Origin of the sequence: Endozoicomonas montiporae CL-33 (assembly GCF_001583435.1) — a bacterium.
In the GTDB taxonomy this organism is placed as follows: Bacteria; Pseudomonadota; Gammaproteobacteria; order Pseudomonadales; family Endozoicomonadaceae; genus Endozoicomonas_A; species Endozoicomonas_A montiporae.
Genome location: NZ_CP013251.1, coordinates 3,858,433 through 3,875,819, shown reverse-complemented (window position 1 = coordinate 3,875,819; position 17,387 = coordinate 3,858,433). Strand labels below are relative to the sequence as shown.

The following is a 17,387-nucleotide window of genomic DNA, read 5'->3' as shown; positions in this document are numbered from 1 at the left end:
ATATTTCAAACATTGGTCATTGAATCAAGACCTGATTCTGATTTAGTGTTCACAATATTGAACGCGTTCGCTGAGCAAGAGTGACAAGTTTTAACGTTTGTTACCGGAGGTGACATGAGCAATTTGACTCGTTCCGAATGGGAAACCATGGCAGCCAGCCTCTCGATTAATGGCAAGGCATGGATTAATGGCAAATATACCGATGCAGAGTCAGGTGAAACTTTCGACTGTCAGTCTCCGGTGGATGGACGTCATCTGGCCAGTATCGCCAGTTGTGACTCTGCAGACGTCAATAAAGCTGTAAGTGTCGCCCGCAATACTTTTGAATCGGGAGAGTGGTCAGAGTTGTCTCCGGTCAGGCGTAAGAAAACCTTGCAGGCTTTTGCTGCTTTGATGGAAGAAAATGCACAAGAGCTGGCTCTGCTGGAAACGCTGGATATGGGTAAACCCATTTCCGAATCATTGAATGACGACATTACCGGTAGTGTTAACAGTATTCGGTGGTGTGCGGAAGCCATTGATAAATTGTACGACGAGGTGGCACCGACTGAAAACGATGTACTGGGCCTGGTCACTCGCGAACCTGTGGGTGTGGTCGCAGCCGTGGTGCCGTGGAATTTTCCGCTGAACATGGCCTGCTGGAAACTGGGGCCGGCTCTGGCTGCCGGTAACAGCGTTATCCTCAAACCTTCCGAGAAATCCCCGTTAACCGCTATTCGCATTGCTGAGCTGGCTGAACAGGCGGGACTGCCCAAAGGGGTTCTTCAGGTGTTACCGGGGTTTGGTCATACCGCTGGCAAGGCGCTGGCTCTGCATAATGATGTGGACTGCATTGCGTTTACCGGATCAACGGCAGTGGCCAAACAGTTACAGGTCTATGCCGGTGAATCGAATATGAAACGGGTCTGGCTGGAAGCCGGTGGTAAAAGCCCGCAGATTGTCTTTGCTGATTGTGAAAATCTGGATAAAGCTGCCAGCGTTGCAGCCATGGCGATTGGCTATAACCAGGGTGAGGTCTGTACAGCGGCTTCACGCTTATTGGTTGAGCGTTCTATTTATGATGAATTCATGGAACTCGTGAAGCATTATATGCACGACTGGCACCCTGGGCATCCCCTTGATCCTCAAACCTCTTCCGGTGCTATCGTTGATCAGATTCAGACGACAAGGGTTCTGGATTACATCGAATCAGGCAAGCAAGGCGGCGCAAGACTGACCTTTGGTGGCAGGCAGGTGATGCAGGAAACCGGTGGCTTCTATATCGAGCCAACGGTGTTTGAAGGGGTTGATAACACCATGGCTATTGCCCGTGAAGAGATTTTTGGGCCGGTTCTGTCAGCCATTGCCTTTGATACCGAAGAAGAAGCGGTGCAGATTGCCAACGATACAATTTATGGTCTTGCCGCTGCACTATGGACGGATAATCTGGGCAGGGCGCATCGTGTCTCAAAAAGGCTTCGTGCCGGTTCCGTGTTTGTTAACAATTACCATGGTGGGGATATGACGGTGCCTTTTGGTGGCTTTAAACAGTCCGGTAATGGTCGTGACAAGTCGTTGCATGCCTTTGATAAATACACCGAACTGAAAACCACCTGGGTGGCCTTGTCCTGACTATTTAACGGGTGTCGCTTAAATGGGGCACCTGTCATTCAACTCCGCTAACAATAATAAAAAAGCTGAACACTATGACTGCAAAAGCCTCCCTTCACTCGTCGAATCATGCGGCTTCATACTATGCGGCCAGTGCCAATCGGGAAACTGCGTATCCTCAGCTGGAAGGTTCACAGACGGCTGACGTTTGTATTGTGGGCGGTGGTTTCACTGGCGTATCTACCGCGCTGGAACTGTCTGCCAAAGGTTTCAGCGTTATCGTTCTGGAAGCTCGCAAACTCGGCTGGGGAGCCAGTGGCCGAAATGGTGGTCAGCTGATTCGGGGGATTGGTGAAGACCCTGAACAGTTTCATAACCAGATAGGTACTGACGGTGTCAGGGCTATTCAGCACATGGGGTTTGAATCCGTTCAACTGGTTCGAGACCGGATTGCCAGACACGACATCCAGTGTGATCTGAAAATGGGTTATATGGATGTGGCCCTGAACCGGAAGCATTACCGCGACTTTGAGGAAGATTATGAACAACTGAAAGCACTGCAATACCCTCACGAGATAGAAATGGTGAGTGCAGAGTCTATTCAGAACTACGTAGGCACTGAGCGTTATGTGGGAGGTTTATACGACGCTGGAAGTGGGCACTTACATCCATTAAACCTTTTGCTGGGCGAGGCGGAAGTGGCAGAGCAGCAGGGAACCCGCTTTTTTGAATACTCGGTGGTGACAGAGATCCAGAAAACTAGCCGACCCGTGGTAAAAACGGATCATGGCTCGGTTACCTGTGATTTTCTGGTGTTGGCAGGCAATGCCTATCTGGGAGATCTGGAACCAGAGATCAGTGCGAAAGTGTTGCCAGCCGGAAGCTATATTATTGCTACAGAACCCTTATCTGAAGAAGTCTGCCAGCAAATCATTCCTGAAGACATGGCCATTTGCGATGCAGCGGTTGCACTGGATTATTACCGGTTATCGGCTGACCGTCGTTTGTTGTTTGGAGGCCGTTGCAATTATTCGGGCCGTGATCCTCAGGATATTACGGCGGCTATGCGTCCGAAAATGCTGGATGTTTTTCCACAGTTAAACGAGGTTGCCATTGATTTTGAGTGGGGTGGACATCTCGGTATCGGTGCTAACCGAATGCCACAGATTGGACGACTGAATTCTTCTGTTTATTACGCTCAGGCTTATGCCGGACACGGTGTTAACGCCACCCATATGGCCGGACATGTGCTGGCAGAAGTGATCAGTGGACAGGCGGAACGATTTGATGTGTTTGCGGGTATTCACCACCGGCGGTTCCCCGAGGGCAAATACTTCCGGTCGGAATTGCTCGCATTAGGGATGCTCTGGTATCGGTTGAAGGAGCTTCTGTAAGCCAGTGCTCATGATGATGTTCATGGCTTCACCATGAACAATTGTTCACAATTTACAGGTTCATTTTCTATTGGAAGAGAAAGTGAACATAGGCTACATTTTATTGGCTTTTACGCAGGCATAATCAATCCGGTAGAGTGCTTTTTATCGCTCCTCAATAACTCCTTTATAGCTTCTGAGGCTACGGGGCAGCTTTTGGAATTTGGTTTCATCAGTGTGTTTTGCATCATTCAAAACTATGGCGGAGGCGCGAATTGGAAGGCTATAGAAATGTTAAAAATGTTATCTTTGATTTTGGAGGGGTCATTCTCGAAATCGATTATAGCAAGACAGAGAAAGCCCTTGGGTCTCTGATGAAAAGGGGCGATCATGCCGGTTTTTCACAGGCTGAACAGTCCGAGTTGTTTAACGGGATAGAAACTGGTCTTCTGAGTGTTGCTGAGTTTCGTGACGGCCTTCGGGCGCTTTGCGAGCGTCAAACGCTGAGTGATGAAAGCCTCGATAATGCCTGGAATGCTTTATTAGGGCCGTTGATTCCTGAGGCTCTTGAACTGATCAAAGACGTGGTTGAAAACCGCAGAGTTTTTCTATTAAGCAATACCAATAAAATCTATATTGACCGTGTTAATGAAGGTATTCTCAGGGACTTGGGAAGTGTAGCGGCCTTCGAGTCCGTTTTTGAACGGGTCTATTACTCCCACGAGCTTGGTATGCGTAAGCCTGATAAAGAGATATTTCAATTAGTACTGGACGAGAACGCCTTAAAACCCGAAGAAACCCTTTTTATCGATGATTCCAGGCAGCATATTCTCGGTGCAGAAGTATTAGGTTTTCAGACACTGCACCTGACTAAGCCTCTGGTTGAATGTGAGTTTTTGATGGGTAAATAGTGATCAGCCTGTCTGTTATCACCTTCATTAATCAGGCGGGAATAAGATCTGGAAAAGATTCGTTTCCTTGTTGCACCAAAACATGCGGTAACAACAAAAGGCTAAAAATCATGCAGTCAATAGTAGGTATATTTTCTTAATAGTACGCCGCTGTTAATTTGTTGTTATCTGTAGTTCGTTCTTTGTTCGTTTTGTGCTTATTCTTGAGAATAAATCGAAACTTAATGGTTGATATCAATAGATTGAATGCAGTTTCTGCCTAATAGTTAACATATTTGATATTGATCAAAAATTGTTAGTTACGGTTTGCGTATAGTCGCGGCTCCCTCTCTTATAGTTATTATATTAAGTAGTTATGCTGATCGCTCAAATTGTCATGGGGATAACATTATTATTAATGATATCCGGCCGTACTCCTCTTTACCTGACCGCTATTGTCGGTTCTTTTATCACAGCCATGATTGCCGGTTTCCCAATGACCGGTGGCGAAGGCCCCTCGGTAACCTCTCTGATTAACGGTGGTCTGAATCCGGTTATCGCCGATATGGCGGGTGTACTGATGTTTATTGGTGTAATGGAACGTGTAGGTTTCCTGGATGTGATCATCCGTAACATCATTAAAGTCGGTCGTCGTCTGGGTGGCGGTGCCGGTGTTGCCACTGCTGGTGGTGTGGCTGCAGGTTTCATCGGTATGCTGACCGGTTTTACCCAGCCTGCCATTACCGCTGTACTGACTGGTGCTGCCAGCTCCAAGCTGGGTGTTAACCCTTCCAAGTCTGCCGGTGTTCACGCTCATGCGGGTCATCTGGGTAACTTCGGTGGTTTCACTCACCCGACTCAGGTTGCTGTTGTTGCGATTACCGGTATCGGCTTCGGTATGATCAACGTTTACGGTGTGCTGATTTCTTTGGCAATTTTTGCTTTCAGTTTTATGCGTCTGCGTAAGGAAACCGCGAAAAACGGTCCTATGACGGATGAAGAAGTGAATGCGATTGCTAAAGAGTTTGAAAGCAGTGAGCACAACTACGCGTTCTGGAAAACCATGATGCCATTCCTGGTGCTGATGGTTGGTTTCGTAATGGGTTACCCGATCTTTGTGGTTGGTGTGCTGAGTAGCATCGTGACCATGTTCCTGAGTGCTACCTGCTTCTCCAAGGCTGAGCAGTTCATGCTGAACGGCGTGGGTCGTATTGCAACGCCTCTGGTAGCAACTATTGGCTTCCTGTTCATGTCTTCCGTGATCAACAACATCGGTATGGCTGACTCTATTGCCAACCTGTTCCGCCCAATGCTGACGGTTGCACCTTTGCAGAGCATGCTGATTGTGGCAGGTATTGCGTCGTTTATTACCCAGTCTAACGGTGCGTCTGCTGCTATCTCTATTCCGTTCCTGCAGGCAGTAATGACCGCTGTTCCTGAAGCAAGCCCGCTGGGTCTGGCGGTAATGGCTGCCGGTGGTGGCGCGGTGATGCAGTACTACCTGACCGGTGGCCCGGTAGCGGCTCTGGCGACTGTTATTCCTGTGATTAAAGGTTCTGAGCTGAAAGAAGCGAACCTGTTCCAGCGTCCTGCCATGATGTTTGGTATGGTTCTGCTGCTGGCAGTGTCTTTCTTCTTCTAAGAAAGCAGAATTGTCAGAGTGTTGGAAACTCCCTGCCAGATTGCTGGTGGGGAGTTTTTTTATAAGCCAAATATAAGTTAAATTTTGCCCAGTGCTGCATCGTGCGCATAAAGCAGAGCTTCAGCCTCATCAACACCTTTGACCAGTGGAATGTAGCGGGTAATACCGCACAGTTTGAACAGGGAAGCAACGGCTGAAGATACGTTGCATAGTGTCAGGCTGTGAAACCGTGCCAACTGGGTTCTGGCATTCATCAAGACTCTCAGTCCTTCCGAGCTGATGCTCGACAGGTGTGAGCAGTCCAGAACCAGATGTCTGTTACCGTCAAATGTGGCTGATTCCAGTGCGCGATCAAGCATCTTTGCTGACATCGCATCGACCTTGCCTTCGATTTCTACCAGTGTGTAGTTGTAGTGGTCTTCCAGATTAATGGATAGTGCCATGATGTACTCCTTCCATGGGGTTTTTCCTTAACTGGTGCCTATCCTACAGAGTCCTTTGGGAAGCTGGTATGACGAACCTGTTAGTACCACTGACAGGAACAAAACCTGCCAGTGGTATGTTATACCAATTCCCCTTTCTAAACATGAATGGCTGCGCAATTCATGTTTAGAAGCGCCCCAGGCCGAACGCGGCCAAACATCTATGAGTAACTAACGTTCCAATAAGCCCTTTCTTGTACTTTATTATCAAAAATATAAATCCAGTGACAACAAGGCTTGTGGAGTGAGTTACTTGTAAGGTGGAATTGGTATTAGTCCGTAGCGACCGGCAACAAACCACGCCGGATCAACACAATAGACACAGAGCAGCTGCCTTGAATCTGCCGCTGCCTTTAGCAGTGAAGGGTTATCGGAGAGTCTCAGATCACGGGTAAACCAGTAAAGTGCCTTGTTCTTCGTCTCGTAACCACGAGCAACGTCGACAGGTACTGTTGATGTTCCATCATACGCTATCTCTTTAACACAAATATTGAATATTTAACCTTCTGACAATTTATGACAGGGCGACCGTCCTGAAACCCTTGATAAATGGAGACTATGAAAACTTGACCGACTCGTTATACGACTGTTGTAGTTATTCCTACAGAGCTTGTGCCGCAAGGGTTTCAGGATTTGTGTTAAAGAGATAGCATCATACGCAGGGTGTGGATGGTTGGATACTGATTTGAACAGACATAGAACAATACACGACAGTGTAAGGGTTATTTAGGCTCATTTTATATTGGAAAAGACTAAACCTTCGCATTTTCAAAATATTGACTATAGTTCTTTAACTGAATGTAGCATTTTTTCTATTGATATAAGGTACTCGGTAGTGAGAGCGTTTAAGTTAATCTTGCAGCAAACCTTGTTTTTGGCACTGGCAGTGATGACTCTTAATTTACAAGCACAACCATGGTATGAATTTAATAAAGTCAATCGTTATACGATTACATGCACTGTCAAAGGAAAGGATCATGAAAAATCTGAATCTTCGGCGTGGGTTGGGAGCTCCGAGGAAGGACCTGTTTTAGCCTCATTTGAACATGGAGCAGATGATAATAAAGATGAAACAGATGAAACAGATGAAACAGATGAAACAGATGAAGTAACTGCTCAAGATTCACTGGCAGATTCAGAGCAAGCTCCTCTACAGCCCAATGAAACCCTTGTACAAAAGGCTGAAAATGAAAATTTGCCAGTAGATAATGAGCAGTTACCAGATGATAAAAGCTCAAGTTCTTCCAAATCTTCCGTGTTGAAGACAGTTTTGTTAAACAGTGAGCGGAAAGTAGGAAAAGCTAAAAGTAATAGTGGAAAAGTTCAGCCGTTTAAACTTTTAACCCATGAGCTACTGAAAGAGGTCACCCAAACTGGTCATCAGACTACGCCCTCGGTAATGTTGCCATTCGCTACTGTGTCATTCGGCGAGGTTTATCAAACTAATGGCATCCTGAGTAATTTTTTTGCATTTGAAACTGAAACAGATCAATTTAGCTTTTCTGGGTATCTGACGCTTGAAAATGAAGAATCGGAACTGCAAGTCTCTGTCCATGGTTCGCTTACCATAAATGATTCAGACCAACTCCAGAGCTTTCAAGTTGAAGGCAACGCTGAAGAGCATGAACTGAGTTTTTTGATCTCCCTAATAAGTAAGCAGGATGAAAAGGAGAGCAGCGAGCCTGGTGAGCAAGTTTCCGGTTCGGGTAATGTACCTTTAGCTTCAGCTGAAGAAGATGAAGAAGATGAAGAAGAAGAAGATGAAGAAGATGAACTGACTTTTTCCATCTCCCGGGATAAAACAAGTAAGCAGGATGAAAAGGAGAGCAGCGAGCCTGGTGAGCAAGAGCCTATTGAAAAGTCAAAAAATGACCCTTCAAAAACACCTCCTGATGAAGAGAATGCCGGGAAAAATGCTACCGAGTTGTCTGATGTAAATAATGAAGTTCAGTATGAACCTAGTGGAGTTGAATGGGTAGTGGATAATATGGGATCGTCCACCGATTTATAAATTTATAAAGAGGAGTATTGGCTCCATGTCTTGCACTGTCAACCGTAGTACTTTGGTTGACAGTGCCCGTATAGTCAGCCAGCACTATAAAAAGTTGCAGCCCCTGGCCCAACCGGCATATCCAGACCAAATACCCACATAAAGAACAGCAGGCTCCAGCCCAGCAGGAAGAACAGAGAGTACGGCAGCATCACGGAAATCAGTGTGCCAATACCCAGGTCTTTCTTGTAGCGAGTAGCAAAGGAAACGATCAGGCCAAAGTAACTCATCATAGGAGTGATGATATTGGTCACCGAGTCACCAATACGATAGGCCGCCTGAATTACTTCCGGTGCATAACCGACCAGCATCAGCATCGGTACAAAGATCGGTGCTGTGACTGCCCACTGGGCAGACGCAGAGCCAATCATCAGGTTAACGAAGCCACACATCAGGATAAAGAACAGGAACAGCAGTGGACCGGTCAGACCAATGCTCTGCAGGAACTCTGCGCCCAGTACCGCAAAGATTGTACCGAAGTTGGTCATACTGAAGTAGGCGACAAACTGTGCTGCAAAGAATACCAGCACAATGTACATGCCCATGGTACTCATACTCTTGGACATGCAATCAATAACGTCGCGGTCATTCTTGATGGTGCCCACCACCTTACCGTAAACAATACCGGGTACGGCAAAGAAAATCAGGATCATGGCAACGATGCCACGCAGGAACGGTGAACCGGCAATGGCTCCGGTTTCCGGATGACGCAGAATGCCGGACTCAGGTACAACGGTCATGGCAATCAGTGCGGTCAGAATCACAAGCGACAGACCCGCCAGTTTCAGGCCGCGCTTTTCAACAGCGGTGATTTCTTCCATCTTTTCTTCAGACAGATCAATGCTGGCTTCGTCGCTGTTGTACTCACCCAGTTGTGGTTCAACGATCTTGGTGGTGACCCAGGAGCCTACGAAGGTGATCATAAAGGTACTCAGCATCATAAAGTACCAGTTCACTTCCGGGCCAACGGCATAGGTCGGGTCGATGATCTGAGCCGCGGCTTCGGTAATACCGGACAACAGCGGGTCAACGGTACCAATCAACAGGTTGGCACTGTAACCACCAGACACACCGGCAAACGCAGCTGCCAGACCGGCAATCGGGTGACGTCCAAGCGAATGAAAGATCATGGCAGACAGTGGAATCAGTACCACATAGCCCAGTTCGGCAGCCGTGTTGGAAATAACACCGGCAAACACCACAATCATAGTGACCGTATGGCGGGAAGCCTTCATCACCAGCGAACGCACAGCAGCACTGAGCAGGCCGGAATTTTCAGCAATACCTACACCCAGAAGGGCTACGAGTACTGTACCCAGCGGTGCAAAACCGGTGAAGTTACGCACCAGATTGCTGACAATCATGCGCAGACCATCGGCACTGAGCAGGTTGACGACTTCAATAACGCCACTGGCGGCACGACCGGGCGCACCTACGGGACGGGGGTCAATCACACTCAGCCCTGCCCAGGAAGCAATGCCACTGAGCACCACGATGCCTACCGCAAACAGGGCAAACAGGGTGATCGGGTGAGGTAACAGGTTGCCCAGCCATTCAACGGCGGCCAGGAAACGGGAAAAGGCACTGCGCTTGTTATTAAGATTATCTGCATTGCCTGTTGGTAGTACTTCGGAATTGTACGACATTATCCACTCCAACAGTTTTTGTTCATTGTGATGCCTGCCAATCGTGCTGTACTGAAATAGTCTTCCAGAGATCCTTTTGGCAGGTGTACGACGGTTATCGGGTATGGGATAACAGCGTACGGGCAGGTTGATGGTGACAACCTGTTTCAATTAAACCTTCGGATAAGTATTTTTATTCTCAGGCTTAATTGCTTTTATGGCCGGGCAATCACTTCCCGACAAAAATCATGCCGGACAACATACGGTATATGTCGTCCAACAAAAATGAGCGGGCATCATAGCGCGAAACGAAACAATTGTGCAATTGCCGAAATTTGAGCTGTGAATTTGTGTTTTTTTCGAAGTTTTCTGATTCTGTTAGCCGTTGTTTTGTGGTTTTTTGCGGTGTTTTGTCTATAAGGTTAAACCATAATTTATTTACCAATTGCGGGTAGCCCATTCTATATTTACCTCTCTCTATGTGGAGGTAACGCCCATGGATTTCGAAATTAACGGCCTGCATGCCCGTGAAATTTTAGATTCCAGAGGAAACCCCGCCGTTGAGGTGGAGTGCAGTCTGATCAATGGCATAACGGCAAGAGCTTCCGTTCCATCAGGTGCCAGCACCGGCTCCCGGGAAGCTGTTGAGCTGAGAGACAATGAAGAAGGGCGGTATTCCGGCAAAGGGGTGCACCAGGCTGTTGAAGGGATTAACACAGAAATCAGTGAGCATTTTTATGGTGCCAATGTTCGGGATCAGTCATGGATTGATAATCAACTGATCCAGCTGGATGGCACGCGGGACAAATCAAGACTGGGTGCCAATGCCATTCTGGGTGTGTCACTGGCAACCGCCAGAGCTGCAGCGGCAGCTGTACAGCTGCCTCTCTATCAGTACATCGGTGGAATCAGTGCAAATCTTCTGCCTGTACCCTGTCTCAATGTTATGAATGGTGGCGTTCACAGCCGTTGGCAGGGAGCAGACTTTCAGGAATACATGATTGCCCCCTATGGCGCCGATACATTCACTGACGCGATGCGCTGGGCGAGCGAGATTTATCATGCGCTTCGCTCGGTGCTGCTGGAAAAAGGCTACCATGCTGGCGTAGGGGATGAAGGCGGGTTTGCACCACAGGTGTCATCTAACAGGGAGCCGTTGGAGCTGATTGTTGCGGGTATCGAAAAAACCGGCCTGAAGCCTGGCAAGGATGTGGGTATTTGTATTGATCCGGCGTCGTCTGAATTTTATAAAGACGGTTTATACCAGTTACAGACCGAAAAACGTTCCCTGAGTGCTGAAGCGATGACCGATTATTACCGGGAACTGGTTAATGCTTTTCCTATCGTCCTGCTGGAAGATGGTCTGGCTGAAGATGACTGGGAAGGCTGGCCGCAATTAAATGATGCCCTGGGTGACCGGATTGAAATAGTGGGCGATGATATTTTTGTCACCAACGTTGAATACATTGCCAGAGGCATTGAACAGGAAGTGGCCAACTCGGCACTGATCAAACTGAACCAGATTGGGACACTGACAGAAACCGTTGATGCTGTACACCTTTGTCACAGCTGTGGTTGGGGAGCGTTTGTATCTCATCGCAGCGGTGAAACCATGGATACATTTATTGCCGATATGACCGTCGCACTGGGAGCCGGACATATAAAAGCCGGAGCCCCTTGTCGTGGTGAGCGGATCGAAAAATACAACCAGCTGATGCGTATTGAAGAAGAGCTGGGGGATATGGCGGAATACGCGGGTAAGGAGGCTTTTGTTCGTCCTGTAGAGTGGTAAAACAGGCCGTTGATTGGAAAAAGGGTGAAAAGCCGGGGACGCGGCTTTTCACCAGCAAGAGTATGCAATGGCTGATTTTCCTTGTGTTGTTTCCCTCCCTGTGTCTCATAAAAAGAAACTATTAAGCGGCTTCGGTCGTTTTTCTCAAAGGACTGAGTGGTTTGGATTTGACCGTAATGGATTCAACCTTTCTCTGCTTTTCATACAGGAATTTCAGAACTTCCGAACGCAGTCGTGTGTATTCCGGATCGCTGGCCAGTTCCAGGCGGTTTCTGGGTCGTTCAAGGTTGATATCAAGAATTTCACCAATGGTGGCTGCCGGTCCATTAGTCATCATGACGATACGGTCTGACAGCAGGACGGCTTCATCAACATCGTGAGTAATCATAATCACAGTGTTGTTCAGTTCGTTCTGAATCTCCATTAATGAGTCCTGCATATGGGCACGAGTAAGAGCATCCAGCGCACCAAAGGGTTCATCCATCAATAGAATATCCGGCTGCATGGCGAGTGCCCGTGCAATACCAACACGCTGTTTCATACCACCGGATATTTCTCCGGGTCGTTTGTGCATGGCGTGTTCCATATGCACCAGCTGCAGGTTGTGTTCGATCCAGTCCCGTTTTTCCCGGCGGGATTTCTTCTTGCCAAAGACCTGGTCAACAGCCAGCTCTACGTTTTCATAAGCACTCAGCCAGGGAAGCAGAGAGTGGTTCTGGAAGACGACAGCGCGGTCTGGTCCTGGTTCAAATACCTCTTTGCCATTAACAATGACGCCTCCCCGGGTTGCCTGATACAAGCCGGCAACAATATTGAGAACTGTCGATTTGCCACAGCCCGAGTGCCCGATAAGAGAGACAAACTCGCCTTTGTTAATCTTCAGATCCACCTCCTTCAAAGCCGTAAACGGCCCCTTGGGTGTAGGGAATTCCATATCGATCTGACTGATGTCGAGAATAGGAGTCATGGTGTTAGTCCTTTAAGTCATGCCAGTGATTTTTTGTCCCAGGAAACCAGCTTTTGCAGCTGTAACATGGAGCGGTCGAGCAGAAAGCCAATAAAACCAATGACAAAAACAGCCGCCATGATCCGGCTCAGGGATTGTGAACTGCCATTCTGGAACTCATCCCAGACAAACTTTCCGAGCCCCGGGTTCTGTGCCAGCATTTCGGCAGCAATCAGTACCATCCAGGCAACGCCGAGAGACAGGCGCATACCGGTGAAAATCATGGGTACAGAAGCGGGCAGAACGATTTTCTGAACGTGCTTCAGTGCAGGAAGACGCAGCACTTTGCTGACATTGTTTAAATCATTATCAATGGATGCGACACCCACGGCCGTATTAATCACCATGGGCCACAGGCAGCAGAGTGTGACAGTGATCATGGAATTCAGGAACGCCTTGGGAATCATCGGGTCGGGTGTTGCGTACAACGCACTGACGACCATGGTCACCAGAGGCAGCCAGGCCAGCGGCGAGACCGGCTTAAAAATCTGGATGATAGGATTAACGGCTGCATTCAGTGTTTTGCTGAGTCCGACGGCGATGCCGAGGGGGATGGCAGTGATGGCTGCCAGCAAAAATCCGCTCATCACCGTGATCAGACTGGTGCCGATCTGGTCAAAAAAGGTTTCCTTGCCGGTGTAGGCACGAATTTTGGGTACATAAGACGGGTCTTTGGCAACACGACCGGCATTACGCTTTTCCTGTCGCTCATAAAAAGCCTCTTCTTTTTCTCTCTCCTGAGCGTGCTCCTGATAAAGTGCACTAAATTGCTCAAACACGTTGCCTGCATTGGGAAACTGACCCAGCGACGTATTAATGTTTTGTGAGGCAATGGTCCAGAGCAGTAGAAAACCCAGCACACCGATAACCGGGGCAATGACTGGTTTGAGAGCAGGCAAGAGTTTACTGCGTAACAGGGACAGCGAAATGGCTGACCTGTCGGGTGTACCTGCCACCGGTGTGGTTGATGCCATTGTGATCAGACTCCTTATTGAATAGCGTTTCCGCTCATGGCTGGTGGTTGATGGAAATGCGACTGCTCCCTGCATTTCCGTTGGATGTTTTAAAGGGTTTCACCCTGCTTCAGGCCAATAGAAAACTTATTGATGTACTCGTTGGGCTTCAGGCCGCTGTAAACAATGCCATCAATAAAGTGGGTCTGGGGCGAGCGGAAACCGTCTTCAGTGGCAAAGTTCGGGAAATCCTGAGCCGTTGCCAGTTTGTCTGCTACCAGTGATTTGGCTGCGGCTTCGTAGATATCCGGGCGATACACTTTCTTCGCCGTTTCAAAATACCACTCGTCGCTCTTGTCCTCTGAAATCTGTCCCCAGCGGCGCATCTGGGTCAGGTACCAGATGGCATCCGAGTAGTAGGGGTAGGTGGCGTTATAGCGAAAGAAAACATTGAAATCGGGTACCGGACGTTTGTCGCCTTTTTCGTACTCAAAGGTGCCGGTCATGCTGTTGGCAATGACTTCATAGTCGGCACCCACATAGTTTGACTGGGAAAGAATCTTTACTGCTTCCGGGCGGTTGGCATTGTTGTTTTCATCCAGCCATTGGGCAGCCCGAATCAGAGCACGGGTAAGACGGATAGTCGTATTGGGATACTTTTCGGCAAAGGCTTCGGTGATGCCAAAGACTTTTTCCGGGTTGTCTTTCCAGATTTCGTAGTCAGTGACGACGGGTACGCCAATGTTCTTAAAAACCGCCTGTTGATTCCATGGCTCGCCGACGCAGTAGCCGTAGATGGTGCCAGCTTCCATAGTGGCAGGCATTTGCGGTGGCGGGGTCACTGATAACAGGGCATCGGCATCAATCTGACCAGAAGTGTCGCCTTTATGAGGCGCATAGAAACCGGGATTGATACCACCGGCTGCCAGCCAGTAGCGCAGTTCGTAATTATGGGTGGATACCGGGAAGACCATGCCCATGTTAAAGGGCTTGCCCTCGGATTTGTATTTTTCAACCACCGGCTTCAGGGCATCGGCTTTAATAGGATGTTGTGGTCGTCCATCTGCCATTTTAGGAATGTTAGGCTTCATCTGTTTCCAGATCTCGTTGGATACGGTAATGCCATTGCCGTTCAGATCCATGGAAAAGGGGGTAATGATATTGGCTTTGGTGCCATAGCCAATGCTGGCAGCAATGGGTTGTCCGGCCAGCATGTGGGCACCGTCCAGCCGGCCATCGATAACGCCATCAAGCAAGACTTTCCAGTTGGCCTGAGCCTCAATGGTGACGTACAGACCTTCATCTTCGAAATAGCCTTTTTCATAGGCAATGGCAATGGGCGCCATATCGGTGAGCTTGATAAAGCCGAAGGTCAGCTCTTCTTTTTCCGGCCAGCCCAGTTCTTTGGCATGGGTGGAGGTGGCAGTAACGCCTGCCATAATCAGGCTGCTGACAGCCAGCCTTTTTAACCACTTCATTTTTGTTTTTCTCCGAACAATAGGGTGGGTTTGAACCTGAATATTCAAAAGTTGTGCCAATAACGATCAGTGCCCATTCTGGTTGTTTGACGGTGTTCACAGAATCTGGTTGCCCTAAAGGTGTGCGTTTCTGGTGGTCGTATGAATGCTTATGGTGCGGGACTGCACAGTTAGAATGAACTGGTGATGAAGTGTTTTACTTATCAAAAAAGTCAGGATGCCATTATTAATGAAAGCTCTGAACTGCACATTGCTTGTTCTTTTTGTTGTACTGTATGGCGAATCAGTGAAGGCCATGCAGTATTTTAAAGTCGTTGTAACTAAAAATGATGAAATATTTACTAAGTATCTTTTTGTATTGGGAATGAAATCAGAAACGACTCCGACTCTGTCAGTTTCAGAGGTTGGCCGGTTGAGTGACAATTACCAGATGTCATCAAACCGGTTTCTCTATAGAAGAATTGAAGGTAATGAGCAGGGTGATGACGCTGGTGAGATTGTTCACTTTGAAGGGGCTGATACACACCTTAGTAATGGTGAATTTCTGGCTTTGGCAGGATGGCCTGTGCTGCATTTGAGAGAGTTGATCGATGCCGATGATTTTGAGTTTGATGAAATATTTTTACCGAGGTATAGATTTGCTCAAATTGGCTATAACGGCGTCACAGGTGTGATAGATAGATGGTGGAATTATCAAATTAACTATATACCTTCAGGGGTTAGCTCGGTGACGATTAGTCATGTCGCTCGCCAGATTACCATTGATATATACCCACTGGAACATAGCACTCAGGATGGTTACGGTGTCTGGAGCCAATCAACTCTTGGATTTTTAACACCAGTGGATGACACCGTTTATGCTACTGGTTTTACCAGGGAGGCGCAGTATGGAGTATCGGCTAGTTGGTTTAGAAGGTGTTCTGGTTCAACATCTGGTAGTAGCCCTTCAGGCACTTTGTTAATCAATGGTTCAGACGGGCGACTTCAGAATAACATCTCGCGGCAGAGAGCCATTTATTGGTTCACTTATTTTTTTAGCCGCTGCTTTTTTGGAGCTGGAAGGTATCAGGCGATGTATGGAGAATAGTAGCTTCGAGATCCAATGATCAGCCTTTGAGCCAGCCAGAAAATAAATTGAGTTCAATCTTGTTCCGAACCTTACGATGTACTGTCTGATCGTATAAATCTGCGATAAGATCAGATCAGGCTGTGGGAGGAAAACAATGAAGTTACAGTTCCTTGGCGCAACAGGCACCGTGACCGGTTCGAAATACCTTGTCGAGTGTCATGGTCGTAAGATTCTGGTGGTATGGTGGACCCCACTGTCAAGACAGTAAACCAACAAATTTAAGTTAAGTCCTGGCAGTGGTCCAAAGCCCTCATGCAAAGTGAATTGCCTTAGGCGTTTTATAACTCAACGACTGGTGTAATCGTTCAGTGTTGTAAAACTCAAAGTATTCATCCAGCCCAGTATAAAGCTCTGGAACAGTCTGAAATTCATGCGTGTACAGCCATTCATGTTTGACGGAGCGCCACAGCCTCTCGACAAAAATGTTATCCAGTGCTCGCCCTTTCCCGTCCATGCTGATACGTATTTCCCGTTCCTGAAGAGGTGCCAGAAAATCATTACTGGTAAACTGACACCCTTGGTCAGTGTTGAATATATCAGGTTCACCTTGTTCCAAAGCTCGACCCAGCGCATGAATACAGAAGTCTGCATCCAGTGTGTTCGACAGCTCCCAGCTGACCACGTAACGGCTGTACCAGTCAATAATGGCAACCAGATACATAAACCCCTGAGGCATCGGGCAGTACGTAATATCAGTACTCCAGACCTGATTGGGTCTCACAATATCAACGCCGTTCAACAAGTACGGGTAAACCTTATGCTCTTTGTTTCTCAGGCTTGTGCCCGGTTTTGGTCCGACAGCCTGTATGCCCATCAGCCTCATAAGTCGCTGTATACGCTTCCTGTTGACCGGAAAGCCCTGCTCATTCAGCCATGCAGTTATCTTACGACTGCCGTAAAACGGTGTACGTGTATACTGCTCATCAATGAGCCTCATCAGATTCAGATTCTCAGGGCTTTCCAAAGCTGGAGAAGCTTGGTAATACCAGCTTGACCTGCTTAACCCAACCAGTTCACATTGGCGCTGAATGCTGATCTTCGAGTGATCCGGGTCTATGCATCTCCGTTTGTCATCAATGGACATTGCCAGATTTTTTTTCAACCAGTCCAGCTCCATTTTAAGCCGTCCGATCTCCTGATACAGGGGGGCAGTGAGCGCATCTGGATCTACCTCTGGCCGTGCCCTGCCGAAGACTTCTGGAACCCCCTGGAGTAGCTGTCGCTTCCACTGGCTAACCTGAACGGCTGCAACTTCGTGTTCGCTTGCCAGCTGGTTTATGGTCTTTTCGCCCTTGTAGGCTTCGAGTGCTACCTGTGCCTTAAATTCGGGCTTATGTCGTTTTCTTTTTGCTGTCATGATTCCCTCCTGCAGGGTCA

General features: G+C 48.0%; 14 protein-coding genes. 7 read left to right on the top strand and 7 right to left on the bottom strand.

What is annotated here, in order from left to right; translation table 11 throughout:
- Positions 1-114 precede the first annotated feature (114 nt).
- The 4 genes from EZMO1_RS17740 to EZMO1_RS17720 all read left to right on the top strand — a co-directional run bounded on the left by EZMO1_RS17740 (position 115) and on the right by EZMO1_RS17720 (position 5,495).
- A complete protein-coding gene (locus tag EZMO1_RS17740) occupies positions 115-1,611 on the top strand; it encodes an aldehyde dehydrogenase (RefSeq protein ID WP_034876671.1) in 1,497 nt (498 codons plus the stop codon).
- A gap of 74 nt (positions 1,612-1,685) precedes the next feature.
- On the top strand, positions 1,686-2,984 hold the full coding sequence (locus EZMO1_RS17735; RefSeq protein WP_034876674.1) for an NAD(P)/FAD-dependent oxidoreductase: 1,299 nt from the start codon (positions 1,686-1,688) through the stop codon (positions 2,982-2,984).
- Positions 2,985-3,238: 254 nt separating this feature from the next.
- Positions 3,239-3,874, top strand: a complete 636-nt coding sequence (locus EZMO1_RS17725) for an HAD family hydrolase (RefSeq protein WP_034876677.1) — start codon at positions 3,239-3,241, stop codon at positions 3,872-3,874.
- Positions 3,875-4,229: 355 nt separating this feature from the next.
- Complete coding sequence (locus EZMO1_RS17720; protein ID WP_034876678.1) at positions 4,230-5,495, top strand: hypothetical protein; 1,266 nt, start codon at positions 4,230-4,232, stop codon at positions 5,493-5,495.
- 77 nt (positions 5,496-5,572) lie between these two features.
- Here EZMO1_RS17720 and EZMO1_RS17715 read toward each other — a convergent pair whose 3' ends face one another.
- Together EZMO1_RS17715 and EZMO1_RS28265 are read right to left on the bottom strand one after the other, a co-directional pair.
- Entirely contained in the window at positions 5,573-5,938 is a 366-nt protein-coding gene (locus tag EZMO1_RS17715) for an STAS domain-containing protein (protein WP_051790043.1), read from the bottom strand.
- A gap of 288 nt (positions 5,939-6,226) precedes the next feature.
- Complete coding sequence (locus EZMO1_RS28265) at positions 6,227-6,337, bottom strand: hypothetical protein (protein WP_236632041.1); 111 nt, start codon at positions 6,335-6,337, stop codon at positions 6,227-6,229.
- Positions 6,338-6,719: 382 nt separating this feature from the next.
- On the opposite strand from EZMO1_RS28265, the gene EZMO1_RS17710 reads away from it, so the two are divergent.
- On the top strand, positions 6,720-7,988 hold the full coding sequence (locus EZMO1_RS17710; protein ID WP_145912646.1) for a hypothetical protein: 1,269 nt from the start codon (positions 6,720-6,722) through the stop codon (positions 7,986-7,988).
- 74 nt (positions 7,989-8,062) lie between these two features.
- On the opposite strand, the gene EZMO1_RS17705 is transcribed toward EZMO1_RS17710, so the two are convergent.
- Positions 8,063-9,673, bottom strand: coding sequence for an AbgT family transporter (locus EZMO1_RS17705; RefSeq protein WP_034877501.1), 1,611 nt, complete (start codon positions 9,671-9,673; stop codon positions 8,063-8,065).
- Positions 9,674-10,148: 475 nt separating this feature from the next.
- Here EZMO1_RS17705 and eno point away from each other — a divergent pair, with 475 nt between their 5' ends.
- Positions 10,149-11,444 carry a phosphopyruvate hydratase gene (gene eno / locus EZMO1_RS17695; protein WP_034876684.1) on the top strand — a complete coding sequence of 432 codons (1,296 nt, stop codon included), beginning with the start codon at positions 10,149-10,151 and terminating at the stop codon, positions 11,442-11,444.
- A gap of 121 nt (positions 11,445-11,565) precedes the next feature.
- Here eno and EZMO1_RS17690 read toward each other — a convergent pair whose 3' ends face one another.
- From EZMO1_RS17690 to EZMO1_RS17680, 3 genes are all read right to left on the bottom strand, one after another.
- Entirely contained in the window at positions 11,566-12,411 is an 846-nt protein-coding gene (locus EZMO1_RS17690; RefSeq protein ID WP_034876686.1) for an ABC transporter ATP-binding protein, read from the bottom strand.
- 17 nt (positions 12,412-12,428) lie between these two features.
- A complete protein-coding gene (locus tag EZMO1_RS17685; protein ID WP_034876688.1) occupies positions 12,429-13,424 on the bottom strand; it encodes an ABC transporter permease in 996 nt (331 codons plus the stop codon).
- A gap of 89 nt (positions 13,425-13,513) precedes the next feature.
- Complete coding sequence (locus tag EZMO1_RS17680) at positions 13,514-14,842, bottom strand: CmpA/NrtA family ABC transporter substrate-binding protein (RefSeq protein ID WP_236632042.1); 1,329 nt, start codon at positions 14,840-14,842, stop codon at positions 13,514-13,516.
- 268 nt (positions 14,843-15,110) lie between these two features.
- On the opposite strand from EZMO1_RS17680, the gene EZMO1_RS17675 reads away from it, so the two are divergent.
- A complete protein-coding gene (locus tag EZMO1_RS17675; protein ID WP_034876690.1) occupies positions 15,111-15,968 on the top strand; it encodes a hypothetical protein in 858 nt (285 codons plus the stop codon).
- Positions 15,969-16,260: 292 nt separating this feature from the next.
- Here EZMO1_RS17675 and EZMO1_RS17670 read toward each other — a convergent pair whose 3' ends face one another.
- Positions 16,261-17,367, bottom strand: a complete 1,107-nt coding sequence (locus EZMO1_RS17670) for an IS3 family transposase (RefSeq protein ID WP_086936491.1) — start codon at positions 17,365-17,367, stop codon at positions 16,261-16,263.
- Between the last annotated feature and the right edge of the window lie 20 nt (positions 17,368-17,387).

Coding starts and splice junctions, on each gene's coding strand:
- EZMO1_RS17740 (WP_034876671.1), top strand. CDS start 115: ATGAGCAATTTGACTCGTTCCGAATGGGAAACCATGGCAGCCAGCCTC.
- EZMO1_RS17735 (WP_034876674.1), top strand. CDS start 1,686: ATGACTGCAAAAGCCTCCCTTCACTCGTCGAATCATGCGGCTTCATAC.
- EZMO1_RS17720 (WP_034876678.1), top strand. CDS start 4,230: ATGCTGATCGCTCAAATTGTCATGGGGATAACATTATTATTAATGATA.
- EZMO1_RS17715 (WP_051790043.1), bottom strand. CDS start 5,938: ATGGCACTATCCATTAATCTGGAAGACCACTACAACTACACACTGGTA.
- EZMO1_RS17705 (WP_034877501.1), bottom strand. CDS start 9,673: ATGTCGTACAATTCCGAAGTACTACCAACAGGCAATGCAGATAATCTT.
- eno (WP_034876684.1), top strand. CDS start 10,149: ATGGATTTCGAAATTAACGGCCTGCATGCCCGTGAAATTTTAGATTCC.
- EZMO1_RS17690 (WP_034876686.1), bottom strand. CDS start 12,411: ATGACTCCTATTCTCGACATCAGTCAGATCGATATGGAATTCCCTACA.
- EZMO1_RS17685 (WP_034876688.1), bottom strand. CDS start 13,424: ATGGCATCAACCACACCGGTGGCAGGTACACCCGACAGGTCAGCCATT.
- EZMO1_RS17680 (WP_236632042.1), bottom strand. CDS start 14,842: ATGGCAGGCGTTACTGCCACCTCCACCCATGCCAAAGAACTGGGCTGG.
- EZMO1_RS17675 (WP_034876690.1), top strand. CDS start 15,111: ATGAAAGCTCTGAACTGCACATTGCTTGTTCTTTTTGTTGTACTGTAT.
- EZMO1_RS17670 (WP_086936491.1), bottom strand. CDS start 17,367: ATGACAGCAAAAAGAAAACGACATAAGCCCGAATTTAAGGCACAGGTA.